General features: G+C 73.3%; 16 protein-coding genes. 9 read left to right on the top strand and 7 right to left on the bottom strand.

Annotation, left to right across the window (positions count from 1 at the left end):
• Positions 1 to 11 precede the first annotated feature (11 nt).
• The 3 genes from ACFZA0_RS20775 (at position 12) to ACFZA0_RS20765 (ending at position 5121) form a co-directional block, all read left to right on the top strand.
• Positions 12 to 2033, top strand: coding sequence for a beta-galactosidase (locus ACFZA0_RS20775; RefSeq protein ID WP_391018892.1), 2022 nt, complete (start codon positions 12 to 14; stop codon positions 2031 to 2033).
• A gap of 101 nt (positions 2034 to 2134) precedes the next feature.
• On the top strand, positions 2135 to 4438 hold the full coding sequence (locus ACFZA0_RS20770) for a glycoside hydrolase N-terminal domain-containing protein (RefSeq protein ID WP_391019464.1): 2304 nt from the start codon (positions 2135 to 2137) through the stop codon (positions 4436 to 4438).
• Positions 4408 to 5121: a hypothetical protein gene (locus ACFZA0_RS20765; RefSeq protein WP_391018889.1), complete on the top strand. Its 714-nt coding sequence runs from the start codon at positions 4408 to 4410 to the stop codon at positions 5119 to 5121. The genes ACFZA0_RS20770 and ACFZA0_RS20765 overlap by 31 nt, the downstream gene beginning before the upstream one ends.
• A gap of 90 nt (positions 5122 to 5211) precedes the next feature.
• On the opposite strand, the gene ACFZA0_RS20760 is transcribed toward ACFZA0_RS20765, so the two are convergent.
• Positions 5212 to 6231, bottom strand: coding sequence for a substrate-binding domain-containing protein (locus ACFZA0_RS20760; RefSeq protein WP_391018886.1), 1020 nt, complete (start codon positions 6229 to 6231; stop codon positions 5212 to 5214).
• A 362-nt stretch (positions 6232 to 6593) separates the two neighbouring features.
• Here ACFZA0_RS20760 and ACFZA0_RS20755 point away from each other — a divergent pair, with 362 nt between their 5' ends.
• Positions 6594 to 7322, top strand: a complete 729-nt coding sequence (locus ACFZA0_RS20755) for a CDP-alcohol phosphatidyltransferase family protein (RefSeq protein ID WP_391019461.1) — start codon at positions 6594 to 6596, stop codon at positions 7320 to 7322.
• Here ACFZA0_RS20755 and ACFZA0_RS20750 read toward each other — a convergent pair.
• Positions 7285 to 7737 (bottom strand): adenylyltransferase/cytidyltransferase family protein, encoded by a 453-nt coding sequence (locus ACFZA0_RS20750; RefSeq protein ID WP_391018883.1) that lies wholly within the window; start codon positions 7735 to 7737, stop codon positions 7285 to 7287. The two genes, ACFZA0_RS20755 and ACFZA0_RS20750, sit on opposite strands and share 38 nt — an antisense overlap.
• A 205-nt stretch (positions 7738 to 7942) precedes the next feature.
• Here ACFZA0_RS20750 and ACFZA0_RS20745 point away from each other — a divergent pair, with 205 nt between their 5' ends.
• Genes ACFZA0_RS20745 through ACFZA0_RS20735 form a run of 3 tightly spaced genes read left to right on the top strand, consistent with a single transcriptional unit; the run spans position 7943 to position 12041 of the window.
• Entirely contained in the window at positions 7943 to 9172 is a 1230-nt protein-coding gene (locus ACFZA0_RS20745; RefSeq protein WP_391019459.1) for a glycosyltransferase, read from the top strand.
• Positions 9169 to 10815: a lipopolysaccharide biosynthesis protein gene (locus ACFZA0_RS20740; RefSeq protein WP_391018881.1), complete on the top strand. Its 1647-nt coding sequence runs from the start codon at positions 9169 to 9171 to the stop codon at positions 10813 to 10815. Before ACFZA0_RS20745 ends, ACFZA0_RS20740 begins: the two co-directional genes overlap by 4 nt.
• Positions 10812 to 12041, top strand: a complete 1230-nt coding sequence (locus tag ACFZA0_RS20735) for a hypothetical protein (protein WP_391018879.1) — start codon at positions 10812 to 10814, stop codon at positions 12039 to 12041. The genes ACFZA0_RS20740 and ACFZA0_RS20735 overlap by 4 nt, the downstream gene beginning before the upstream one ends.
• Here the strand turns inward: ACFZA0_RS20735 and ACFZA0_RS20730 are convergent.
• The gene (locus ACFZA0_RS20730) at positions 12001 to 13485 is read right to left on the bottom strand and encodes a hypothetical protein (RefSeq protein WP_391018876.1); all 1485 of its coding nucleotides are present in this window, start codon (positions 13483 to 13485) and stop codon (positions 12001 to 12003) included. The two genes, ACFZA0_RS20735 and ACFZA0_RS20730, sit on opposite strands and share 41 nt — an antisense overlap.
• Positions 13486 to 13621: 136 nt before the next feature.
• Between ACFZA0_RS20730 and ACFZA0_RS20725 the strand changes: the two genes are divergently transcribed.
• Together ACFZA0_RS20725 and ACFZA0_RS20720 are read left to right on the top strand one after the other, a co-directional pair.
• Positions 13622 to 14218, top strand: coding sequence for a WcaF family extracellular polysaccharide biosynthesis acetyltransferase (locus ACFZA0_RS20725; RefSeq protein WP_391018873.1), 597 nt, complete (start codon positions 13622 to 13624; stop codon positions 14216 to 14218).
• Positions 14215 to 15330, top strand: coding sequence for a glycosyltransferase (locus ACFZA0_RS20720; RefSeq protein ID WP_391018871.1), 1116 nt, complete (start codon positions 14215 to 14217; stop codon positions 15328 to 15330). The genes ACFZA0_RS20725 and ACFZA0_RS20720 overlap by 4 nt, the downstream gene beginning before the upstream one ends.
• Positions 15331 to 15389: 59 nt before the next feature.
• Here ACFZA0_RS20720 and ACFZA0_RS20715 read toward each other — a convergent pair whose 3' ends face one another.
• The 4 genes from ACFZA0_RS20715 to gmd all read right to left on the bottom strand — a co-directional run bounded on the left by ACFZA0_RS20715 (position 15390) and on the right by gmd (position 22208).
• Entirely contained in the window at positions 15390 to 16058 is a 669-nt protein-coding gene (locus ACFZA0_RS20715) for a hypothetical protein (protein ID WP_391018868.1), read from the bottom strand.
• The gene (locus tag ACFZA0_RS20710; RefSeq protein ID WP_391018865.1) at positions 16055 to 18295 is read right to left on the bottom strand and encodes a LamG-like jellyroll fold domain-containing protein; all 2241 of its coding nucleotides are present in this window, start codon (positions 18293 to 18295) and stop codon (positions 16055 to 16057) included. The genes ACFZA0_RS20715 and ACFZA0_RS20710 overlap by 4 nt, the downstream gene beginning before the upstream one ends.
• Before the next feature lie 125 nt (positions 18296 to 18420).
• Complete coding sequence (locus ACFZA0_RS20705) at positions 18421 to 21198, bottom strand: LamG-like jellyroll fold domain-containing protein (protein WP_391018862.1); 2778 nt, start codon at positions 21196 to 21198, stop codon at positions 18421 to 18423.
• Positions 21195 to 22208, bottom strand: coding sequence for a GDP-mannose 4,6-dehydratase (gmd, locus tag ACFZA0_RS20700; protein ID WP_391018859.1), 1014 nt, complete (start codon positions 22206 to 22208; stop codon positions 21195 to 21197). Before gmd ends, ACFZA0_RS20705 begins: the two co-directional genes overlap by 4 nt.
• Positions 22209 to 22242 lie beyond the last annotated feature (34 nt).

Raw genomic sequence — 22242 nt, 5'->3', positions numbered from 1 at the left:
GAGGAGATCCCGTGCCCGCACTGAGCGACGCGACCCGCGGCCGCATCCTGTTCGGCGGCGACCACAACCCCGAGCAGTGGCCGGAGGAGACCTGGCACGAGGACGTCCGGCTGATGAAGGACGCCGGCGTCACCTCCGTCACGGTCGGCGTCTTCTCCTGGTCCCGCCTCGAACCACGTCCGGGAGCACGGGAGTTCGGCTGGCTGGACCGGCTCCTGGACCTGCTGCACGACAACGGCGTCGCCGTGGTCCTGGCCACCCCCACGGCCGCACCGCCCCCGTGGCTGGGCCGGCTGCACCCCGAGACGCTGCCCCGCGACGAGGACGGCCACGTCGAACGGTGGGGCGGGCGCCAGCACTTCGCCCCCTCCAGCGCCGTCTACCGCCGCCACGCCGCGGCCATCACCGAGGACCTCGCCGCCCGGTACGCGGCGCACCCCGCCCTCGTCATGTGGCACATCAACAACGAGTACTGCACCTACGACTGGGGCGACGAGGCCGCGGCCGGGTTCCGCCGCTGGCTGCGCGACCGGTACGGCACCCTCGACGGGCTCAACACCGCCTGGGGAACGGCCTTCTGGGGCCAGGAGCACGACAGCTGGGAGGGAGTGCTGCCCCCGCGCCGCGTGCACTACCTGAAGAACCCCGCCCAGGTGCTGGACTTCCGCCGCTTCAGCTCCGACGCGCTGCTCGCGTGCTTCACCGCCGAGCGCGACATCGTCCGCCGCCACACCCCGCACCTGCCGGTCACCACCAACTTCATGCCCCTGTGGTCGGGCCAGGACGGCTGGCGCTGGGCGGCCGAGGAGGACGTCGTCTCCGTCGACCTCTACCCCGACCCGCGCGACCCGGACGGGCCGCGGCACGGCGCCCTCGTGCAGGACCTCGCCCGGTCGCAGGCGGGCGGCCCCTGGATGCTGATGGAGCAGGCGGCGGGCGCGGTCGACTGGCGGCCGGTCAACCATCCCAAGCCCCGCGGCCTCAACCGGCTCTGGACGCTCCAGGCCGTGGCGCGCGGTGCCGACGCCGTCCACTACTTCCAGTGGCGCCAGTCCCGCCAGGGCGCCGAGAAGTTCCACTCCGCGATGCTCGGCCACGCGGGCGAGGAGGGCCGCGGCTTCGGCGAGGTCCGCCGTATCGGCGCCGAACTCGCCCTGCTGGGGCCGGAGGTGAGCGGCAGCGGCGTGCGGGCGGACATCGCCGTCCTGCACGACTGGGACGCCTGGTGGGCGGGCGACCAGGACGGCCGGCCCACCAACGGCACCGGTCACGCGGAGCTGTTGAGCGCCTGGCACGGCGCCCTGTGGGAGGCCGGTCTCACCACCGACCTCGCCCACCCGGAGAGCGACCTGTCCGCGTACCGCGTGCTGGTGGTGCCCCGCCTGCACCTGCTCACCGACACCGCGGCCGACAACCTCCTGGCCCGCGTCGCCGCCGGAGCCACCCTGGTCTGCGGCTTCCGTACGGGCGTGGTGGACCCGGACGACCGGGTACGGCCCGGCGGCATGGACGCCCGGCTGCGCGACCTGTTCGGCATCCGCGTGCTGCACGAGCTGTGGCCGCTGGAGGCGGGGGAGAGCGTCGAGTGCGACGGCTGGGAGGGGGAGCTGGGCAGCAACAGGACGGCTCTCGGCGGGCAGTTGAGGGTCTTCCGCGGCACCCTGTGGTCCGAGGAGATCGAGGCGGCCCCCAGCGCCGAGGCGGCGTTCCGCTACCGGGGCGGCGAACTCGACGGCCTGCCCGCGGTGCTGCGCCGGGACCGGGCCTGGTACTTCTCCACGCTCCCCGAACCCGGAGCGCTGAAGGCCCTGCTGACCGCCATCGCCGCCGACGCGGGTGTCCGCCCGGTGCTCGACGGGCTGCCCGCGGGGGTGGAGGCCGTCCGCCGGGGCGACCTGCTGTTCCTGCTGCACCACGGCCGGAGCACCGTCACCGTCGACGTCCCCGGCGGCCACCGCGACCTGCTCACCGGGGAGACGGTCACCGACCGCGTCACCCTCGGCCGGTACGGGGCGGCGGTGCTGCGCCCGTGACCGCCCCGAACCCGGACGCCCCGGACCCGGACGCCGTGAACACCACCGCCTCGGACCCGGACGCCGTGACCACCACCGCCCCGGATCCGAACCCGGACCCCCTGAACACGGGCCCCGCGCACGGCACGTGGGAGCGCGAACCCGCCGCCCGCTGGGAGGACGCCTTCCTCGCCGGCAACGGCAGGCACGGCGCACTCGTGCTCGGCGACCCGTGCACAGAGCGCGTGATCGTCACCCACCACACCCTGGTCCGCCCCAACGGCGGCGAACACGCCCGTCCACCCCGCCTCGCGCCCCTGCTGCCGTCGATCCGGGACCGCATGCTCGCCGGTGACCTGGGAGCCGCCGCGGACTTCACCGACGGCCGCCCCCTGCAATGGGTGCAGCCCTTCCACCCGGCGTTCGCCGTCCGGGTGGACGTGCCCGGCGGCCCGGGGCCCGCCGAGGGCCGCCCCTTCCGCCGCTCCGTCGACTTCGCGACCGGCGTCGTGCGCGCCGAGACGGCCGGCCGGTGCGCCGAGGTGTTCGTCTCGCGCGCGGACGACGTGATCGTGCACCGGGTCACGGCGACCGACGGCACGGAACTCGACCTCGGTGTCGCGCTCGACCACCGCCTGCCCGGCGCCCCCGCCGAACTCGACGTGACCCAACGGGCGTTGCCCACCGAGGACGGCGCCGTCCTCACCCTGCACGCCCGCTACCCGCACAGCGACCGCGCCTACGCGGGCACCACGGTGGTCGCCGTGCACGGCGGGAGCGCCGAGCCCGCCGGTGCCGGAGGCACCCCCGGCGCACCGCCCGGACTGCGGGTCCGGGGCGCCGCCCGCGTGCTGCTGCTCACCCGGGTGCGGCGCGGCACCGGCCCGCAGGACACGGCGGCCGACGCCAACGCGCTGCGCGCACTCCTCGCGGCCCACTCCTGGGACGGCCTCCTCGACCGCCATCTCGCCCCGCACCGCTCCGCCTACGAACGCGTCAGCCTGGACCTGCGCGCCGACCCCCGTGAACGCGCGCTGCCGGGCTCGGAGTTGCTCCTGAAGCCGCGCAGTCCCGCCCTCCTGGAGCGGCTGTTCGCCGCCGGCCGCTACCACCTGCTCTCCTCCGGCGGCCTGCTGCCGCCCCGGCTGACCGGCCTGTGGACCGGCGACTGGGACACCGCCTGGTCCGGCGCGTTCACGGCCAACGCCAACCTGAACCTCCAGACCGCCTCCGCCGTCGCCGCCGGCCTGCCCGAAGTGACCGCGGCACAGGCCCGGTTGGTCGCGGGGCAGCTCGACGACTGGCGCACCAACGCCCGCACGATCTTCGGGGCCCGCGGCGTCGTGGCCCCCTCGCACACCGACGGCGAGTCCGGCCTCACCTACCACTTCAGCCCGTCCCACCCCCTGCACCTGTGGACGGCGGGCGCCGACTGGCTGCTCAAACCGCTCGTGGACCACGACGAGACCCGGGGCGAGCGCGACCCCCGCACGGCGGCCGCCCTCGCCGAGACCGCGCTGTTCTACGAGGACTTCCTCACCACCGCACCCGACGGCCGCCCGGCCGCCGTTCCCTCCTACTCGCCGGAGAACCTCCCCGCCACCACCGGCGCCGTCGACGCGGCCATGGACCTCTCCGCCGCCCGGCACGCCCTGCGCACGGCCGCCGCCTACCACCCCGGCGGCGCGGACGCCGAACGCTGGCTCGCCCTCGCCGACCGGCTGCCCCCGCACCGCGTCAACCCGGACGGCGCTCTCGCGGAATGGGCCCCGGCGGGCATCGACGACGTCTACGACCACCGCCACCTCAGCCACCTCTACGGTGTCTGGCCCCTCGACGAGATCACCCCGTACGACACCCCGGACCTGGCCCGCGCCGCGCACCGCGCGCTGGTGCTGCGCGGCGCCGAGGACGGCTCCGCGCACGGGCACCTGCACCGGGCGCTGATCGCCGCCCGGCTGCGCGACGCCGGACTCGTGGGCCGGGCGCTGGGCCGGGTGCTCGACGGCGACTACTTCCACGCGTCCCTGATGAGCGCGCACTACCCCGGCCGCGACGTCTACAACGCGGACGCCGCCCACGCGCTGCCCGCCGTCCTCGTCGAGGCGCTCGTCCAGTCCACCCCCACCCGCCTGGTGCTGCTGCCCGCCCCGCCGCCCGACTGCCCCGAGGGCGGGCTGCGCGGGATCCGGACGAGGTTCGGCGCCACCGTCGACCTCGGCTGGAACCGGGGCCGGGCCCGCGCCGTCGTGCGCCCCACCCGCGACTGCCGCGTCGAACTGCGGACTTCCTCCGGCGCACGGACGCTCGACCTGACCGCCGGAGAAGCCCGCGTCCTGCTCGTCGAGGACGCGGGGCACCCCCACATCCCCCCACCACCCATGGAAGGGACACCATGGCACGACACCCGCTCGCAAGAACCGTGACGTTACTGCTCGCGCCCGCCCTCGCCCTCGGCGCCGCCCTGGGGCTCGCCGCCGCTCCGGCCTCGGCCGCGGTCTGGAACTCCTGCGACCAGTGGGGCAGCACCACGCTGAACGGCTACACGCTCTACAACGACATCTGGGGCTCCGGCGCGGGCAGCCAGTGCATCTGGGCCAACTCCGGTACCAACTGGGGTGTCTGGGCCGACCACCCCAACACCGGCGGCATCAAGGCGTACCCCAACTCCAAGAAGGTGGTCAACAAGTCGATCACCTCCCTGTCGTCGCTCACGAGCAGCTACAACGTCACGGTCCCGTCCTCCGGCGCGTACAACACCTCGTACGACATCTGGGACACCGACTACGACTACGAGATCATGCTCTGGGTCAACTACAACGGCGCCGTCGGGCCGCTCGGCACCTCGCAGGGCACGCTCACCCTCGGCGGCCACACCTGGACCGTCTACAAGGGCAACAACGGCGCGAACGACGTCTTCTCGTTCCTGCGCACGTCCGACTCGACGTCCGGCACCGTGAACGTCCTGCCGATCCTCAAGTGGATCAAGGACACCAAGGGCTGGTTCGGCAACGAGACGATCGGTGACGTGCAGTTCGGCTACGAGATCACCTCGTCCGCCGGAGGACTCAACTTCGTCACCAACAGCCTGACGGTGAGCAGCAGTTGACCTGACCCGCCGCTAAAGCGCCGTGCGGCCGGCCCCGTCCCCCGGGACCGGCCGCACATGTGCGTCGCGCGGGGAGGAGCGCGGCGCGGATCAGGAGGCGGACGCGGACGGCACCGGTCCCGTGCTCGACCGGACGGTCAGCTCGGGGGCGATCAGGACGACCTCCTCGGCCGCCCGGCCCTCCAGTTTGGCGATCAGGTACTCCACCGCGTACCGGCCCATCTGCTGCGCGGGAATGGCGACCGACGTCAGCCGCACCGAGGCCTGGACGGCGACCTGTTCGGGGCAGATCCCGACCACCGACACGTCCTCGGGGACCGCCCGGCCCCGCTGGCGCAGCAGGGCGAGCAGCGGTTCGACGGCGGACTCGTTCTGCACGACGAAGCCGGTGGTGCCGGGCCGCTCGTCGAAGATCCGGGCGAGGGTCACGGCCAGCGCGTCGTAGCCGCCCTCGCAGGGGCGGTGCAGCATCCGCAGGCCCAGTTCGGAGGCGCGGGTGCGCAGCCCGTCGAGGGTGCGCTCCGCGAAGCCCGTGTGCCGTTCGTAGACGGCGGGTGCCTCGCCGATGACAGCGATGTCACGGTGGCCGAGCATGGCCAGGTGTTCCACGCACAGCGCGCCCGTCGCCGTGAAGTCGAGGTCCACGCAGGTCAGTCCGGTGGTGTCGGAGGGCAGGCCGATCAGTACCGAGGGCTGGCCGGTGGCCCGCAGCAGGGGCAACCGTTCGTCCTTCAGCTCGACGTCCATCAGGATCATCGCGTCGGCCAGTCCGCTGCCGGTGACCCGGCGCACCGCGTCGGAACCCTCCTCGCCGGTGAGCAGCAGGACGTCGTAGCCGTGGGTGCGGGCCGTGGTGGCCACCGCGATGGCTATCTCCATCATCACCGGTACGTACATGTCGGTCCGCAGCGGGACCATCAGTGCGATGATGTTCGACCTGCTGCTGGCCAGGGCGCGGGCACCCGCGTTGGGGTGGTAGCCGAGTTCCCGGATGCTCTGCTCGACGCGTTCGCGCGTGGTGGCGGAGATGGACCGCTTGCCGCTGAGGACGTAGCTCACCGTGCTCGCCGAGACTCCGGCGTGCTGGGCGACCTCGGCGAGAGTGACCATCCAGCTCTCCAAGCTGTGCGAAGCGCTTCGACAACGCGCCGTTCCGGCGCGGTGGATGAGGGTGCCACGACCCTAACTCCGGTGTGTACAGGGTGTCCAGAGCGAGTCGAAGCGCTTCGATTCAAGGGTGTTCCGCCGTGGCGCGCGGCGTCCGCGCCGTCGTGGTGCGCGCCCCGGCCGGGTGCGCCGCCCGCGGACACCGGTGGCCTCGAACACCCGCCCGCACCGTTCACCCCGTGTCATCATGACGTTCACCGCGGTGCCGGGGGGCGCCGCGCGGGACACGAGGGGGGCTCGTGGGGACCACCACAGGTACGGACGCGCGGCCCGGCGGGGACGCCGGGGCCGCTGCCGGGCCGGGCGTGCTGGGCGCTCTGCGCGGCGCCCAGAAGTCGGCCAAGGGGGTGTCGCTGTACTCCCGCCACGTGAACCGGCCGGCCGGGCGGCTGCTCGCGGCGGCGGCGCACAAGGCCCGTCTGTCGCCCAATCAAGTCACGCTGATCAGCGCCGCGTTCACCCTGGGCGCGATCGCCGCCGTGGCGCTGGCGCGGCCGTCCTGGCCGCTCGCCGTCGCCGTGTACGCGGCCCTGGTGGTCGGTTTCGCCTTCGACTCGGCGGACGGGCAGCTCGCCCGGCTCACCGGCCGGGGCGGCCCCGCGGGGGAGTGGCTCGACCACGTGGTGGACTGCGCCAAGATGGTCACGCTGCACACGGCGGTCCTGATCTCGTTCTACCGCTTCTTCGAACTCCCCAACGACGCCTGGCTGTTGCTCCCGCTCGGATTCCAGCTCGCGGCCGTGCTGACCTTCTGCGCGGGCCTGCTGACCGAGCAGCTCAAGCGCGGACGCACCGCGCCCGCCGCCCCCGCGGGGACGGCGGCCACCCCGGCGGCTCCGCCCTCCCGGCTGCGGGCCGTGGCCCTGCTGCCGGTGGACTACGGGGTGTTCTGCCTGGTGTTCCTCACCCTGGGCGCGCCCGGGGTGTTCCGCACGGTGTACGCCGTCCTCGCCGCCGTGCACGCGCTCTTCCTGGTGGCGTTTCTCGCGAAGTGGTTCAGGGAGCTGTCAGCGCTTCCCCGGAACCCGGCGTGACCAGCGCGTTCAGTGCCTTGCCCAGCAGGGTGCTGGACGTGTGCACGGTGTACGGGAAGTAGACGACCTCGACGCCGACGGTCGCGAAGTCCCGTTCCAGGCGGCGGCCCTTCTCGGTGCCCCGCCAGTCGTCGCCCTTGAAGATCACGTCGAAGCGGACCTGCTGCCAGGTCTCCAGCTTGTCCGGGACCGTCTCGACGAACGCGGCGTCCACGTGGCGGACGCTGCGCACGATCTCCAGCCGTTCCGGCAGCGGGATCACCGGCCGCCGTCCCTTGGCGAGTTCGGCCATCTCGTCGGAGACGACGCCCGCGACGAGGTAGTCGCACTGACTGCGGGCGTGCCGAAGGATGTTCAGGTGACCGATGTGGAACAGGTCGTAGACGCCGGGTGCATAACCGACACGATGGACCATGCGTTCTCCCCCCATGGTGAACGTCATTGCGCCAAACGGCAGTTGGTGGTCCAGACGACCTTACTGTGAAGCCGGACTGGAGATCCGGTGAACGGTTAAGGTGGTCGAGGATCGCTTCTGGGGGGAAGGGGAACCGGCTTTGACCGGATTTGAGCCCACGCGTGCCCACGATGAACACCACACCCTGGCAGGCCGGTGCCTGCTGCTGGTGTCCACCAACTACGCGCCCGAGCACACGGGGATCGGGCCGTACGCCACCGGGCTCGCGGAGCACTGGGCTGCCCGCGGCGTCGACACGCACGTCCTCGCGGGGATGCCGCACTACCCGTCCTGGCGCCTCGACCCGGCGTACCGGGGGCGCTGGCGGACCACCGAGACGCGCGGCGGAGTCACCGTGCACCGGCGAAGACACACCGTCCCCGCCCGTCAGACCGCCCTGCGCCGGGCCCTGTTCGAGGCATCGCTGCTCGCGCACCAGAGCGTCGCGCCCCCGCGCACACCGCGCCCGGACGCGGTCGTCGCGCAGATGCCGAGCCTGGCGGGCGCCGTCGTCGCCGCCCGGCTCGCCCGTCGTCACCGGGTGCCGTTCGTGCCGGTCGTGCAGGACCTGATGGGGGCCGCCGCCGAGCAGAGCGGCATCAGCGGGGGCGACCGCGCGGCGGCCGTCGCCGGCCGCGCCGAGCGCTACGCGCTGGGCCGCGCGACCCTGGTGGGCATCATCCACGACAGCTTCCGGCCGCGCGTCGAGGCCATGGGCGTCGACCCCGCCCGGATCCGGCTCGTGCCCAACTGGTCGCACGTGGCCCGTCCTTCGGCCGCACGCGAGGCGACCCGGGCCCGGCTCGGCTGGGCCCCGGACCGGCAGGTCCTGCTGCACGCCGGGAACATGGGGCTCAAGCAGGGCCTGGAGGTGCTCGTCGACGCGGCCCGTCTCGACCCGTCCGTGGACGTGGTCCTGATGGGCGACGGCAACCAGCGCACCGCACTGGAGGAACGCGCGGCCGGACTGCCCAACCTGCACTTCACGCCCGCCGCCGACGAGGCGGACTTCCCGGACGTGCTCGCCGCCGCCGACGTCCTGGTCGTCACCCAGCGCGCCTCCGTCCTCGACATGAGCGTCCCCTCGAAGCTCACGTCGTACTTCGCCACCGGACGCCCGGTGATCGCCTCCGTCGCGGACCGGGGCGGCACCGCCGACGAGGTCCGCCGCGCGGGCGCCGGTGTGCTGGTGCCGCCGGAGGACCCGCGGGCGCTGCTCGACGCGGCGCGCGAACTGGCGGCCGACCCCGGGGCGGCCGAGGAGACAGGGGCCCGCGGGCCCGTGTACGTGGACGAGCACCTCTCCAGCGCGGCCGGGCTCGGCCGCCTCGACGACCTGCTCGCGGAAGCACTGGACAGCGGCACCACCGCGCACGAAGGAGCGGCACGCTCATGAACGAAGAGGCACGCGCGCAGCAGGACGAGCCGGAACTGCTGCGCGACCAGGTCCAGCAGGTGCTGCGGCACCGCGTCCTGGTCGTCGGCGGCCTGGTGGCCGGTCTGCTCGCGGGAAGCTGGTTCGCCTTCGGGTCCTCCCCGACGTACGAGTCCTCCAGCGAGGTCCTGGTGCGGGCGGCGACCATCAACCCCTATGCCACCAGCGGCGTTTCGGTCGACAAGCAGATCAGCATCAGCAGCGAGCGGCAGATGGCCGGCGGCAACGCGGTCGCCGCGCGCGCCGCCGCCAAGCTGGGCAGGGAGCCCGGCGACGTCGGCGCCCTCCAGCGGCACCTCCAGGTGACCAACCCGCCCAACACCCTGGTCCTGAAGTTCACTTACGTCGGAACGACCCCGAAGGCCGCGGCGCGCGGCGCGGACGCGTTCGCCGCCGCCTACCTCGACTACCGGCAGAAGCAGACCGCCGGCACGGTCAACGCGATGATCTCCGGCTACAAGAAGCAGCTCAACCCGCTGACCAAGCAGCGCCAGGACCTCCTCGACCAGATCGACCAGCTCCAGGACGACACCGAGAAGGGCACCGCCCTCGCCGCGCAGGCCAACCTGCTCAGCCAGATCACCGAACTCACCAACGACATCAGCGAGTTGCAGGCGCTCGACACCACCCCGGGCTACGTCACCGTCACGGCGGAGCCGGCCACCGGGGCGGAGGGGCTCGGCAAGCCGCTGCTCATCGGGCTCGGCGGCGTGGTCGGCCTCGCGCTCGGCCTGCTCGGCGCGTGGCTGCGCATGGTCTTCGACCCGGCCGCCCGCTCCGAGGACACCGTCGCCCGCGCGCTGCGCGCCCCGGTGCTCGGCGCCCTGCCCAGGGTCCCCGAGGAACCGCTGCTCGCGGCGGGCCACGGGGACGGCAAACTCGCCGAGCAGTACCGCTCGGTGGCGTTCCGCCTCGCCTACGACCGGCACTTCGCCGACCGGCGCCGGCTGCTGGTCGTCGAGCCGAACGGCGAGGGCGGCACCGCCTCCGCCGTCGCGGTCAACCTGACCGCCTGCTTCGCCGAGACCGGCATGACCGCCCTGCTCGTCGAGGCCGACCTGCGCCGCCCGGGGCTGCGGCAGCGGCTGCCCGAGATGACCGAGATCCGCCCGACGTGGGCCGGGCGCGACGGCCTGGACGGCGCCCCGTGGCCCGGCGGCCGTCCCGTCACCGTGGACGCGGGCGAGTCGGGCACCTTCGAACTCGTCCCCGGCGCCCGGGTGCCGCACGTGGCCCGCACCCTCACCTCGCCGGCCACCACCCGTCTGATCGACCAGGCGGACGCGCTCAACACGTCCGTGGTGGTCCTCGCGCCGCCCGTCCTGTCGTACGCCGACGCGCTCGCCCTCGTCGACCGGGTGGACGGCGTGGTCGTGGTGTGCGACCCGCGCACGGTCTCCCGCACCGACCTCGAACGCATCCGGGAGCTGATCGAGGGCGCGGGCGGCCAGGTCCTCGGCGTCGTCCTGCACCAGGGCGGCCGCCAGCGCCGCTCCCGCCGCACCCCGGACGCCGGGCGGCCCGCCCGCGGGGTGCGTCCGGAGCGTCCGGCACCGGCCGACCTGGCGGCGGCCCCGGACAGCGTCACCTCGGGAACGAGGTGAGGGCGCGCACCGCCGTCGTCGCGTCCGTCCTGGACCAGGCGGTGAGCGCGCTCACCAACATCGCCGTCCTGGTCCTGGTCGCCCGGCACAGCGAGGCCGGCACGTTCGCCCTGTTCGCCACGGCGTACGTCGTCTTCAGCGTGCTGCTCGGCGCGTTCGGCGCGTACGTGGGGCAGGAACTCGTCCTGCACCGGGGCGAGCCCGAGACCCTGCGCGAGTCGTGCCGCACCGCGCCCGTGTTCACCGCGTGCGCCTCCGCCGCGCTCGGGGTGCTGCTCGCCGCGGTGGCGGCCGTCGCCACCGACGCGCCCGCCGTCTACGAGGCGCTCGCCCTGGTGCTGCCGGTCACGCTCACCCAGGACACCCTGCGGTACTGCTTCTCGGTGCTGCGCCGCCCGCACCTCGCGCTGCTCGCGGACACCCTGCGCATGGTCGCCGCGCTGTCCGTGCTCGCGCTCCAGCCCGACGGCACCTCCGCGGCCCGCACCATGCTGGTGTGGGGCGCGTCCGCGGTGCCCGCGCTGCTGCTGTCGCTGTACCTGCTGCGGCCGCACGTGCGGGGCGCGCGCACCAGGCTGCGCAAGTACCTGGTGCGCGGCCACCTCGGGCGCCGCTTCCTCGTCGAGTTCGGCGTCGGCAACGCCACCAGCCAGCTCGCCGTGCTCGCCCTCGGCCTGTTCGCGACACCGCTCGCGGTGGGCGCGCTGCGCGGCGCCACCACCCTGTTCGGGCCGCTCAACGTGGCGTTCAACGCGGCCACCGGGTTCGGTCCGCCGCTGCTCACCCGCCACGGTGCGCCGCGCCGGGCCGCGCTGTTCGCGGGCACCCTGCTCGCGGTCGTCTCCGCGTCCTGGGCGGCCGTCCTGTACGTGCTCCCCGCCCACCTGGGGCGTCAACTCCTGGGCGACACCTGGGAGTCGGCGTCGAAGCTGATGCCGGCCACCGGTGCCCAGTACGCGGCGATGGCGTTCGGCGTGTGCGGGCTGCTCGCCCTGCGGGTGACCGCCCCGCGCGCCACCCTGCCGGTGCAGCTGATGTTCTCGCCCGTCTCGGCCGGGCTGCTGCTCGCCGGATACGCGTGGGACGGCGTCGCGGGCGCCGCCTGGGGGCTGTGCGCGGGCTCGGTCCTCAAGGGCGCCGCGGCGTGGCTCCAGGCCGCGCGCGCCCCCGGGGCCGCGGCGTCCGTCAGTGCAACTGCCGCCACCGCTCCGGGCGCAGCGTCGTGATCAGCACCAGGCACAGCACGCCGATGGCGATCCGCCCGGACGCCTGGAGCAGCGGTCCGCGCAGCAGGATGAAGGAGTAGCCGGCGACCAGCGGCACGGCGAGGGTGAGGATCCGGGTGGGCCCGCCCTCCACCACCCCGTGGGCGTAGCGGCGGTCGACGCGGGCGGCCACCCAGCCGATCAGCCCGAAGCCGGTCACCATGCCCACCGGGCCGAAGTCCAGCCAGAGTTCGGCCCACAGCGGCGAGGAGCGGTTGGTGTTCGCCGCCGCCATCCACTCGCTGACCATGACGCCGGTGTCCCTGGGCTTCGTCGTCCACACCGAGCGGGGCACGAAGAACAGCACCGAGCCCGCCAACTGCCCGCCGTAGGTGTGGCCGTTGCCCGCCTCGACGTACGTGATGGTGTTGGCGAACATCGCCATCTGGTCGTAGTCCTTGAGCACCAGCGGATCGAGCACCGAGGTCGTCTCGGTGGTCTGCGTGTTCGCCGCGTCGTAACGGAACTTGTCGGCGAACGGGAAGATCAGCACCGCCGCGGCCACCCCGATGGTGAGCGCCGCGCGGTACATCGCGGGGCTCTGCGGGAACACCGTGAACAGCAGCGCGAGCAGCACCGTCAGGAACCAGTAACGCGGGTTGGATATCGGGTTGTTGACGATGACGTTGAGGACGACGAGGCCGCCCAGCGTGATCCACGGCAGCGGGCGCTTGCGGGCCTCGGGCGAGGCGATCAGCCAGCGCACCAGGACCATCAGCGCGAGCAGCGCCGGCACCGTGCCGAAGCCGCGCAACGTGGCGGTGCCCACCTGGGAGCCGGCGCCGGAGGTGTCACCCCCGTCGATGGTCTCGCTGATCTCCATGCGGCTGGCGAAGAACACGGCGAGCCCGCCGAGCTTCATGATGAACAGGCCGCTGCCCGCGAACGCCAGGACCACCAGCGCCGCGAGGCGCCGCCGGGCCACCAGCGCGGTGCCGAACACCGTGCGCGAGCGGGGCCGCATGTCCGGCCGCACCAGCATCGCGCCCGCGTCGAACGCCGCGCACGCCGCGAGCACCAGGCCCACCGCCAGCGCCAGGTCGGAACGCGAACCGGCCACCGGCACCGGGTACTTGCCCATCACGGCCTGCGCCAGGGGCGCGATGCCCATCGCCATGTAGACGAACAGCCAGAACGTGCCCTGGAGCAGCTTGCGGTGCCGGCCCAGGATCATCGCGGACAGCCGCACTCCCGCGTACACGGTCAGCACCAGCTGGAGCCAGTACGCCTGGTCGTGCAGTCCCGGCCCCTGCCGCAGCACCACGAACGCCGGCAGCAGCACGGTGAGCCCCAGTACCAGCGGCAGCGCGAGCGCGCGCCGCAGCGTGCCGCGCGGTGAACTGCGCTCGTTCCGGGCCGCATTGGCGCGCACCGGCGCGACGGCAGCCGGTATTCCCGCCCCCATAAGCCCCCCTCTGCTTTTCGTTCACAGAGTCTACGGATTTGTGTGCGAACAGGGTGCGGAATGCCTAGGGTGGATCACGCGGGTGGGGTCCGCCGCAGTCCGTCGAGGTCTGTGCGAGGCACATAGGGGGTAACTCGTGCGCGATCTACGGTCGTTCACCCTGTCCGGGTACGACAAGGGGCGCGGCGTCGCCGTCCAGGCGCTCTGGTTCGCCGTGATGAACACGCTGTTCATGGCCTGGTTCTGCCCGGCCCGGCTGCGCGTCGCGCTGCTGCGCGCCTTCGGGGCGAGGATCGGCGAGGGCGTGTTGATCCGGCACCGGGTGCGGGTGCTGTGGCCGTGGAAGCTCGACATCGGCGACCACACCTGGATCGGCGAGGGCGCCTGGCTGCTCAACCTCGAACCGGTCAGCATCGGCGCCCACGTCTGCGTCTCGCAGGAGGCGCTGCTGTGCGCGGGCAGCCACGACCACCGCGCGGCCGACTTCCGGTACCGCAACGCGCCGATCCGCGTCGAGGACGGCGCCTGGATCGCGGCCAGGGCCACCGTGCTGGCCGGGGTCACCGTCGGACGGCACGCGGTGGTGTCCGCGGGCGCGGTCCTCGGCCGCGACCTGCCCGAGCTGACCCTGTACGGCCCGGCGGGCACCCGCCCGCTGCCGGAACCCGCGGCGGGGGAGCAGGCACGCCGGACGGCCGGACCCGCGGCCCCCGCCCAGGAGACCACCCCGTGAGGGCCCTGCACGCCGTCACGCTGCACACGCCCACACAGGCCTTCGGCGGCCCCGTCCGCGTCGCCGTGAACCTCACCGGGGGGCTCGCGGCGCACGGTGTCGAGAGCCGCATCGTCGCCCTCGGGTCCGGCTTCGAGGGGCCGCTGCCGGACGACGTCGACGGCCGCCCCGCACGCCTCTACCCGGCCCGCCGGGTGCTGCCCGGCGCCGGGTTCAGCGGCATCACCTCGCCGTCGCTGCTGGCGGGCGCCCGCCGTCTGGTGCGTGACGCCGACGTCGTGCACGTCCACCTCGCCCGCGACCTGGTGACGCTGCCCCTCGCCCTTGCCGCGCTCGCCGCCCGCCGTCCGCTCGTGGTGCAGACCCACGGCATGGTCGACCCCAGCGACAAGGCGCTCGCCAAGGTCCTCGACGCGGTCGCGGTGCGCCGGGTGCTGCGCCGCGCGAACGCCGTGCTCCACCTCACCTCCTACGAGCGCAAGGGGCTGGACGCGGTGCTCGGCGGCGAGGACCCCGGCAACGGCGTCCGGCTCGTCAACGGTGTGCCACCGCAGGAGCGCCGCCCGCGCCCCGAGGGCCCGCCGCGCGTGCTCTACCTGGCCCGGATGCAGGCCCGCAAGCGTCCCGCCGACTTCGTCGCGGCCGCCCCCGAGGTGCTGCGGCGCCACCCCGACGCGCGGTTCGTGATGGCCGGCGCCGACGAGGGCGAACTCGGCGCGGCGCTGAAGCTCGCCGGGGAACTGGGTGTCGCCGGGTCCGTCGACTACCTGGGGAGCCTCGCGCCCGCCGCGGTCCTCGGCGAACTGCGGCGCGCGCACGTGCACGTACTGCCGTCCGTCGACGAGCCGTTCCCCATGTCGGTCCTGGAGGCCCTCGCCGTGGGCGTGCCGTCGGTGGTCACGCCGACCAACGGCCTCGCGGACGACCTGGTGCGCTCCGGCGCCGGACGCGTCGCGCCGGAGCCCGGTCACCTGGCCGGGGAGATCCTGGCCCTCCTCGACCCGGCCGCCGGCGACGCGGCGTCCGCGGCGGCCTGGCGGCTCTCCCGTACGTCCTTCTCGCTGGACGCGGTCGCCGACCGGCTGCACACGCTCTACCGTTCGCTGCTCTGACGCGCCTCGGGGGCCGTCCGGGCGGCATGCCCCGGACGGCCCCCGCGCGCGTGGTGCCGTCAGACCCGTCCCCAGGCGTAACAGCCGGTGGACGTGAAGGACTTGGTGCCCTTCTTGACGGTGATGGTGTGCGTGCGGCCGGACGTGCCGTCCAGCGTCCACGCGCAACTCTTCGTGGGCGTCAGGGCCTTGTAGGTGCCGGGCGCCGGGTGGGTGTAACTGCCGTCCGCGTAGCCTCCGTCGGCGTCCTCGACCAGTGACTTCAGGTCGGGGCAGAGCCCGTCCACCGCCGCTGCGGCGCCGCTGATGTCACCGGTGACGATCGCGCCCACGGTCGCGGTGCGGTCGATCTTCGCGGTGGACCGCAGCCGGTCGCAGGTGTCCTGGCCGGCCTGGAGGATCGCCGCCGGGTCGTTGCCCTTGGGCACCCTCCCGGACAGGTACTTCTTCTCCTTCTTGGTGAACGACCCCGTGGCCGGGGTGATCTCGTCGTCGGGGACGGTGTCCTTCGGCCCCGCCGCGGGCTTCGTCGAGCTGCTGTACGGCTCCTGCGGGGAGGGGGCCGCCGACGGCGCGGCGGACCCCGGTGCGGGGGCCGCCGCCGAGGCGGCCGGCGGTGTGGCGGTGCCGGCCGCGTCGGTGCGGGCCCCGCCCCCGCCCCCGCCGCCGCACGCGGCGAACAGGGGCAGGGACAGAACGAGCAGTGCCGTCAGGGGTGTTCGCCTCACGGAGTGGACCCCAGGCTGTAGTGCGCTGCGATCTGACTGGGCGTCAGGACCGAGTTGTACACGGCGACCTCGTCGATCAGACCGCTGTAGTAGATGCTCGACGGCACGTTCGGCCAGCCGGACAGCGAGTCACCGCCGACGCGCCAGTAGCCGTCGTACTGCTGGCTGGTGGTGACCGTGCTGTCGGAGGCCCGCAGCACGCCGTCCACGTACAGCCGGATGCCCGTGCTGCCCTCGGTGGCCACCACGTGGTGCCAGGCGTTGTTGTTGTACGACGCGGTCGTGGTCACGGTCTTCGCCGACCCCGGGTACACGCCGAACACCAGCCGCCCGTTGCTCGTCATGTAGACGTGCTTGTCGTAGCTCGACGAGGTGAGCTGCACCTTGTCACCGAACCCGATGAGCTTGCCGCCCGTGGTGCTGGCGGTCTTGAACCACAGCTCCACGGAGAACGACGACGGGGTGCTGTGCCGCTTGTCGGTGTACGTCCACTGGCTCGACGTGCCCGTGTAGCGGACCGCGCTGCCCGAACCCGCGGCGGCGTCCGTCACGGCCTGCGCCGGGGCGTTCCAGTGCACACCGCTGTCGTCGCCGGACGCGGAACTGTCGGCCGCGTAGGCACCCGACGCCTCGCCGAAGCGCCAGTACAGCGACGCCCCGTCGCCCTTGACCGCCGACGCGTACGCCTCGGCCGTGCTCGGCACGGTCACCGACTGCGCGACGGTCTTGGAGGTCGTGTTGGTGCCGTCGGAGGCGGTGATCCGGTACGAGTGGGTCTCGCCCGCCGCGACCGAGGTGTCCGTCCAGGTGAGCTGCGGACGCGACCAGGGCAGGGAGTCGGCGGCGACCGTGTAGACCGGCGTCGTCGCGGCGTCCTTGTAGACCCGGTACGTCAGGTGGCTGTCGTCGGTGTCGTAGCTGGAACGCCAGTGCACCTGCACCTTGCCGGGCTCGTTGCTCTCGACCTTCACCTGCGGCAGCGTCGGGGCGCCGGTGTCCGGGCCCGAGGAGACGCGGGTCAGGCCCTGCTGCGCCGAGCCGTTGACGGTGGTGAACTCGCCGCCCACCCACAGGTAGTCGGTGCCGCCGTCGGGCGCGAGCGCGAACACCCGCGGGCCGATGCCCTCACCGATGCCGTCGTTGGTGTCCGGCGCCCAGCCGACCAGGGTGGGGTCGTCGGTGCCCTCGGCGAGCAGGTGGCGGCGCTGGCCGTCGGGGTACTCGCCCATGGAGGAGCAGTCGTGGGCGTGCGAGGCGCTGTAGACCAGGCCCTGGTAGATCTGCAGGGCCTGGGTGGCGCCCAGGCAGGTGTCCCGCCACTTCTGGTCGAACGTCGTCGGGTCGAAGGCCGTACGGCCGTCGAACACGCCGCCGCCGGTGCCCTCGTTGGCGGTGTACATCCCCGACGCGTCGGAGGTGATGTCCTTGACCACCGAGGTGTCCGGGAAGAAGCCCCGCGGGTACGCCTTCGTCACCGCGCCGGTCGTGGCGTCCGTGACGGCGAGGGCGTGCGAGTCGGTGCCGTTGACGGTGAAGAAGTCGCCGCCGATCGCGACGTGTTCGCCGTCCGCGGTGACGTCGACAGCCCGGCCCGGCGCGTCCGTGTCGGCGGTCCAGCCGGTCAGCGTGCCGGTCGAGGTGACCGCGGCGAACCGCTGGCGCGCGGTGGCGTTGACGGTGGTGAAGTCGCCGCCGAGGTAGATGGTGGAGCCGGACACGTCCAGCGCCCGCACGGTCGAGGACACCGCCGGGTGGAAGGTCGAACTGGGCGTGCAGGTGGCTATGTTGATGGCGGCGAGGCTGCTGACCCCGACGCCGTTGACCGCGCCGAAGTAGCCGCCCGCGTAGAGGGTGCTGCCGTCGGGCGACACCGCGAGGGCGCGCACGGTGGCGGTACCGCTGCCGACGGTGAAGGACAGGGTGCAGCCGGTCGGCGCGCCGGTCGACGCGTCGAACGCGGCGAAGTTCACCGCCGACTGCTCCGTGGCGGCCCCGGCGGCGGCGCCCGCGGGGCGTATCGCCGAGAAGGTGCCGCCGGCGAAGACCTGTCCGCCTGCCTGCGCCATCGCGTAGACGACGCCGTTGGTCTGCCAGGTGGACAGGTTGTCCGCGGTGAGCGCCACCGGCGCCGTCAGCGCGGACGCCGGGGCCGCCGTGAGCGGAAGCCCCAGCAGCGGTACGGCGAGGGCTGCGGCCAGGGCTGTCAGGCCCCGTCGCAATCGGGATCTGCGGCTCATCGAGCCCTTGTGAGTCGAACTGCCGTGCATGTGCTTCTCCCTGAGAATCAAGCGGGTGGTGCAAGAGGGCCGGGCGGCCCGGGGGAGGGGTGGACCGGGTCGCCCGGCGTCCGGTGTACCGGTCCTCAGTCCGAGCTGAACGTCAGCACGAGCCGAGGCCGGTAGTCCGCGGTGCCGATCTCGCCGGACCACAGCCACAGGGCGTCGGTGCCGGTACTCGTCAGTGCCAGTGAGGAGGCCGAACCGAGCAGCGCGCTCAGCCCGTCCGCCCCGAGCGCCACCGAGTAGTCGGTGGACACCGCGTTCGGTGCGGCCAGCGTCCCGAGCACCGTCGACGACAGCGCCGGACGGTTCGCGTACGTGACGCCCGCCTCCGTCCACGTCCCGGTGACCGGCACCACGGTGAACGAGTCGGCCGAACCGGCCGAGTCGAGCGACGTGGTCCGCAGCCGCAGTTGGGCGCCCGTCAGCGTCGTGCCGCTGGGTGCGGCAGGCAGCTGGAAGCGCAGATAGGACACGTACGCACCGCTGCCACGCACGGCGAGCGACGTGGACGTGCCGTAATTGGTGCCGGTCGCACCGGCGTTGACGTACGAGTCCTCGGTCGCCGTGAGGGTGACCGTGGAACTCCCGCCGCCCCCGCCGCCGGTGGCGGTGCCGAGGGTGTGGTGCGCCGCGACCTGGGCGGCGCTCAGCACGGTCGGGTAGACCGCCGTCTCGTCCACCGTGCCCGCGAAGAACGAGCTGGTCGGCACGGCGGGGAAACCGCTCAGCGAGTCGCCGCCGACGCGCCAGTAGCCGCTCGCCGTCGCGGAGTTGGTGTTCGTGTTGGACCCCACCGGCTCCCCGTCCACGTACAGCGCCATGCCGCCCGCGCCCTGCGTCGCGACGACGTGGTGCCAGGCGCCGTCGTTGTACGCCCGCGGTGTCGTCAGCGTCGCCTGGGTACCCGCACGGGAGTTGCCCGAGCCGAACGTCAGCAGGCCGGCGTCCGTCATGTAGAGCACCCGGTCGGAACTGCGGCTCGCGTAGTCGCCGGTACCGATGTTGTCGCCGAAGCCGAGGATGCGGCCGCCACTGGTGGTGGTCGTCCTGATCCAGGTCTCCTCGCTGTACGCGGCCGGCGCGGGCTGGCGCTGCTCGGTGTACACGTACTCCGAGGTGCCGTTGAGTCCGAGCGCCGTACTGGAGCCGGGCACCGCGGCGGGGGTCTGCCGGTACGACGGGGTGCTCACGTAGGCGCCGCCCACGTCGTTGCCGCTGCTGTCGGAGGCGAACGTCCCCGACGACTCGTCGTAGCGCCAGTACAGCCCGGCACCGTCGGCCCGCACCCGCGCCGCGTACGCGTCCGCCGAGGAGGCGGCCGTCGCCGTGCGGGCGGTCGACAGCGCACTGGTGCCGGTGCCGTCGCTCGCCGTGATCCGGTACGAGTACGTCGTCCCGGCGGTCACCGAGGTGTCCGTCCAGGAGAACTGCGGGCGCTCCCACGGCAGGGAGTAGTCCGTCTCGGTGTGGATCGGGGTGGTGGAGCCGTTGCGGTAGACCGCGTACGTCAGGTTCCCGTCGTCCAGGTCCTGGCTCGCCTGCCACCGCACGTCCACGGCACCGCTCGTGTCGGCCGACGCCCACACCGCGGGCGTCGAGGGCGCGCCGGTGTCGGTGGTCCCGAACCGGGTCAGGCTCTGCTGCGCGGCCCCGTTGACGGTGGTGAACTCGCCCGCCGCCCACAGGAACGGGGAGCTGCCGCTCGACGCCAGGGTCAGCGCGCGCGGGCCGAGCTGCTCGCCGGTGCCCTCGTTAGTGTCGGGGGCCCAGGCCAGCGGTGTCGGGACCGAATCGGCCGTGGTCTCCGCGATGAAGTGCTTGCGCTCGACGTTGGCGAACCAGCCCATGGAGGAGCAGTCGTGCGAGTGGTTCCCGCTGTAGAGGACGGTCTGGTAGACGACGAGTGCCTGGTTGGCGCCCTGGCAGGTGTCCCGCCAGCGCTGCGACCAGTCACTGGTGTCCAGCGCGAGACGCCCGTCGAAGGAGGCACCGCCCATGCCCTCGCTCGCCGCGTACACACCGGTCCCGTCGGTCACCAGTGCCTTGATGTTGGCGTTGGCCGGGATGAACCCGGTCGGGTAGGTGTGCTCGACGGCGCCGGTGCCGCTCGCGACGACGGCGAGCGCGTGCGAGTTCTCGCCGCCCACGGTGGTGAAGTCGCCGCCCAGGACGACGTGTTGGCCGTCCGTGGTGACCTTCACCGCGCGCCCGGACAGGTCCGCGTTCGCCGTCCAGGACGTCAGCGCCCCGGCCGGCGTGAGCGCGGCGAACCGCTGCCGGGCCGTGCCGCGCACGGTGGTGAAGTCGCCGCCCGCGTAGACGGTGCCGTCCGCGGCGACGTCCAGCGCGCGCACGGTCGCGTTGAACGCCGGGTTGAAGGCGGCGCGCGCGGTGCAGGTGGCGACGTCGATGGCCGCGAGGCCGTTGACCGCGACGGAGCCCACCGAGGTGAAGTAGCCGCCCGCGTACAGCGTCGCGCCGTCGGGCGACACGGCGAGCGCCCGCACGGTCGCGGTCCCGGAGGTGCGGGTGAACGACAGGGCGCAGCTCGTCGGCACGCCCGTGGCGGCGTTGAACGCGGCGAAGTTGACGGCGGAGCGCGTGCCGGTGCCGCCGGCCGCGACGCCGGGCGGCCGGATCGCGGAGAAGGTGCCGCCGGCGAAGACCGTGGACCCGCTTCGGGCGAGGGCCCACACGATGCCGTTGGTCTGCCACGTGGACAGGTTGTCCGCGCTGAACGCGACCGGCGCGGTGACGGCACCGGCCTGCGGCGCGGTCGCCGCCGCGCCGCCCAGCAGACCGGCGGTCAGGGCGACGACGGACAGCAGGGCGCCGCGCAGCCGGCCCCCGTGTCTCATCTGTCCACCCGTACGGCGCTGCCGGTGAGTTCGCTCTCCAGTCGGCGCACGTCCGCGTCCACCATGATGCCGGCCAGCTCCCGCACCCGCACCGACGGCTTCCAGCCGAGCAGTTCCTCCGCCTTGGAGGCGTCGCCGATCAGCGCGTCGACCTCGCTGGGCCGCTCGTACTTGGGGTCGTAGCGCACGAACTCGGCCCAGTCCAGGTCGACATGGGCGAAGGCGACTTCCAGGAACTGCCGCACGGTCGCCGCCTCGCCGGTGGCCACCACGTAGTCGTCGGGGGTGTCGCGCTGGAGCATCCGCCACATCGCGTCGACGTACTCGGGCGCGTAGCCCCAGTCGCGCACCGCGTCGAGGTTGCCCAGGTACAGCCGGTCCTGGAGACCGGCCTTGATACGGGCGACGGCGCGGGTGATCTTCCGGGTCACGAAGGTCTCGCCGCGGCGCGGCGACTCGTGGTTGAAGAGGATGCCGTTCACCGCGAACATGTCGTACGCCTCGCGGTAGTTGACCGTGGCCCAGTAGCCGTAGACCTTCGCGCAGCCGTACGGGCTGCGCGGGTGGAACGGCGTGCCCTCGTTCTGCGGCGGCGGGGTGGCGCCGAACATCTCCGACGAAGACGCCTGGTACAGACGGGTGTTGACCCCGCTCGCCCGCACCGCCTCCAGCAGCCGGATCGTGCTGAGCCCCGTGACGTCGCCCGTGTACAGCGGCGCGTCGAACGAGACCCGGACATGGGACTGCGCGCCGAGGTTGTAGACCTCGTCGGGCTGGATGTCCCGCAGCAGGTTCACCAGCGCCACCCCGTCGGAGAGGTCGGCGTGGTGCAGGACGAAGGAGCGTTCGGGCTGGTCGGGGCCCTGGTATATGTGGTCGATCCGCTCGGTGTTGAAACTCGACGACCTGCGTATCAGGCCGTGCACCGTGTATCCCTTTTCGAGCAGCAGCTCCGCGAGATACGAGCCGTCCTGACCGGTGACTCCGGTGATGAGAGCCGACTTGGCCATCCCTACCCCCTCCTGAGCGGCCAACTGGGCCGCG

This window comes from Streptomyces sp. NPDC008150, from assembly GCF_042956945.1.
GTDB lineage: Bacteria > Actinomycetota > Actinomycetes > Streptomycetales > Streptomycetaceae > Streptomyces.
The sequence above is the reverse complement of the archived record's forward strand: the minus strand, read 5'-3'. Positions and strand labels throughout refer to the sequence as shown.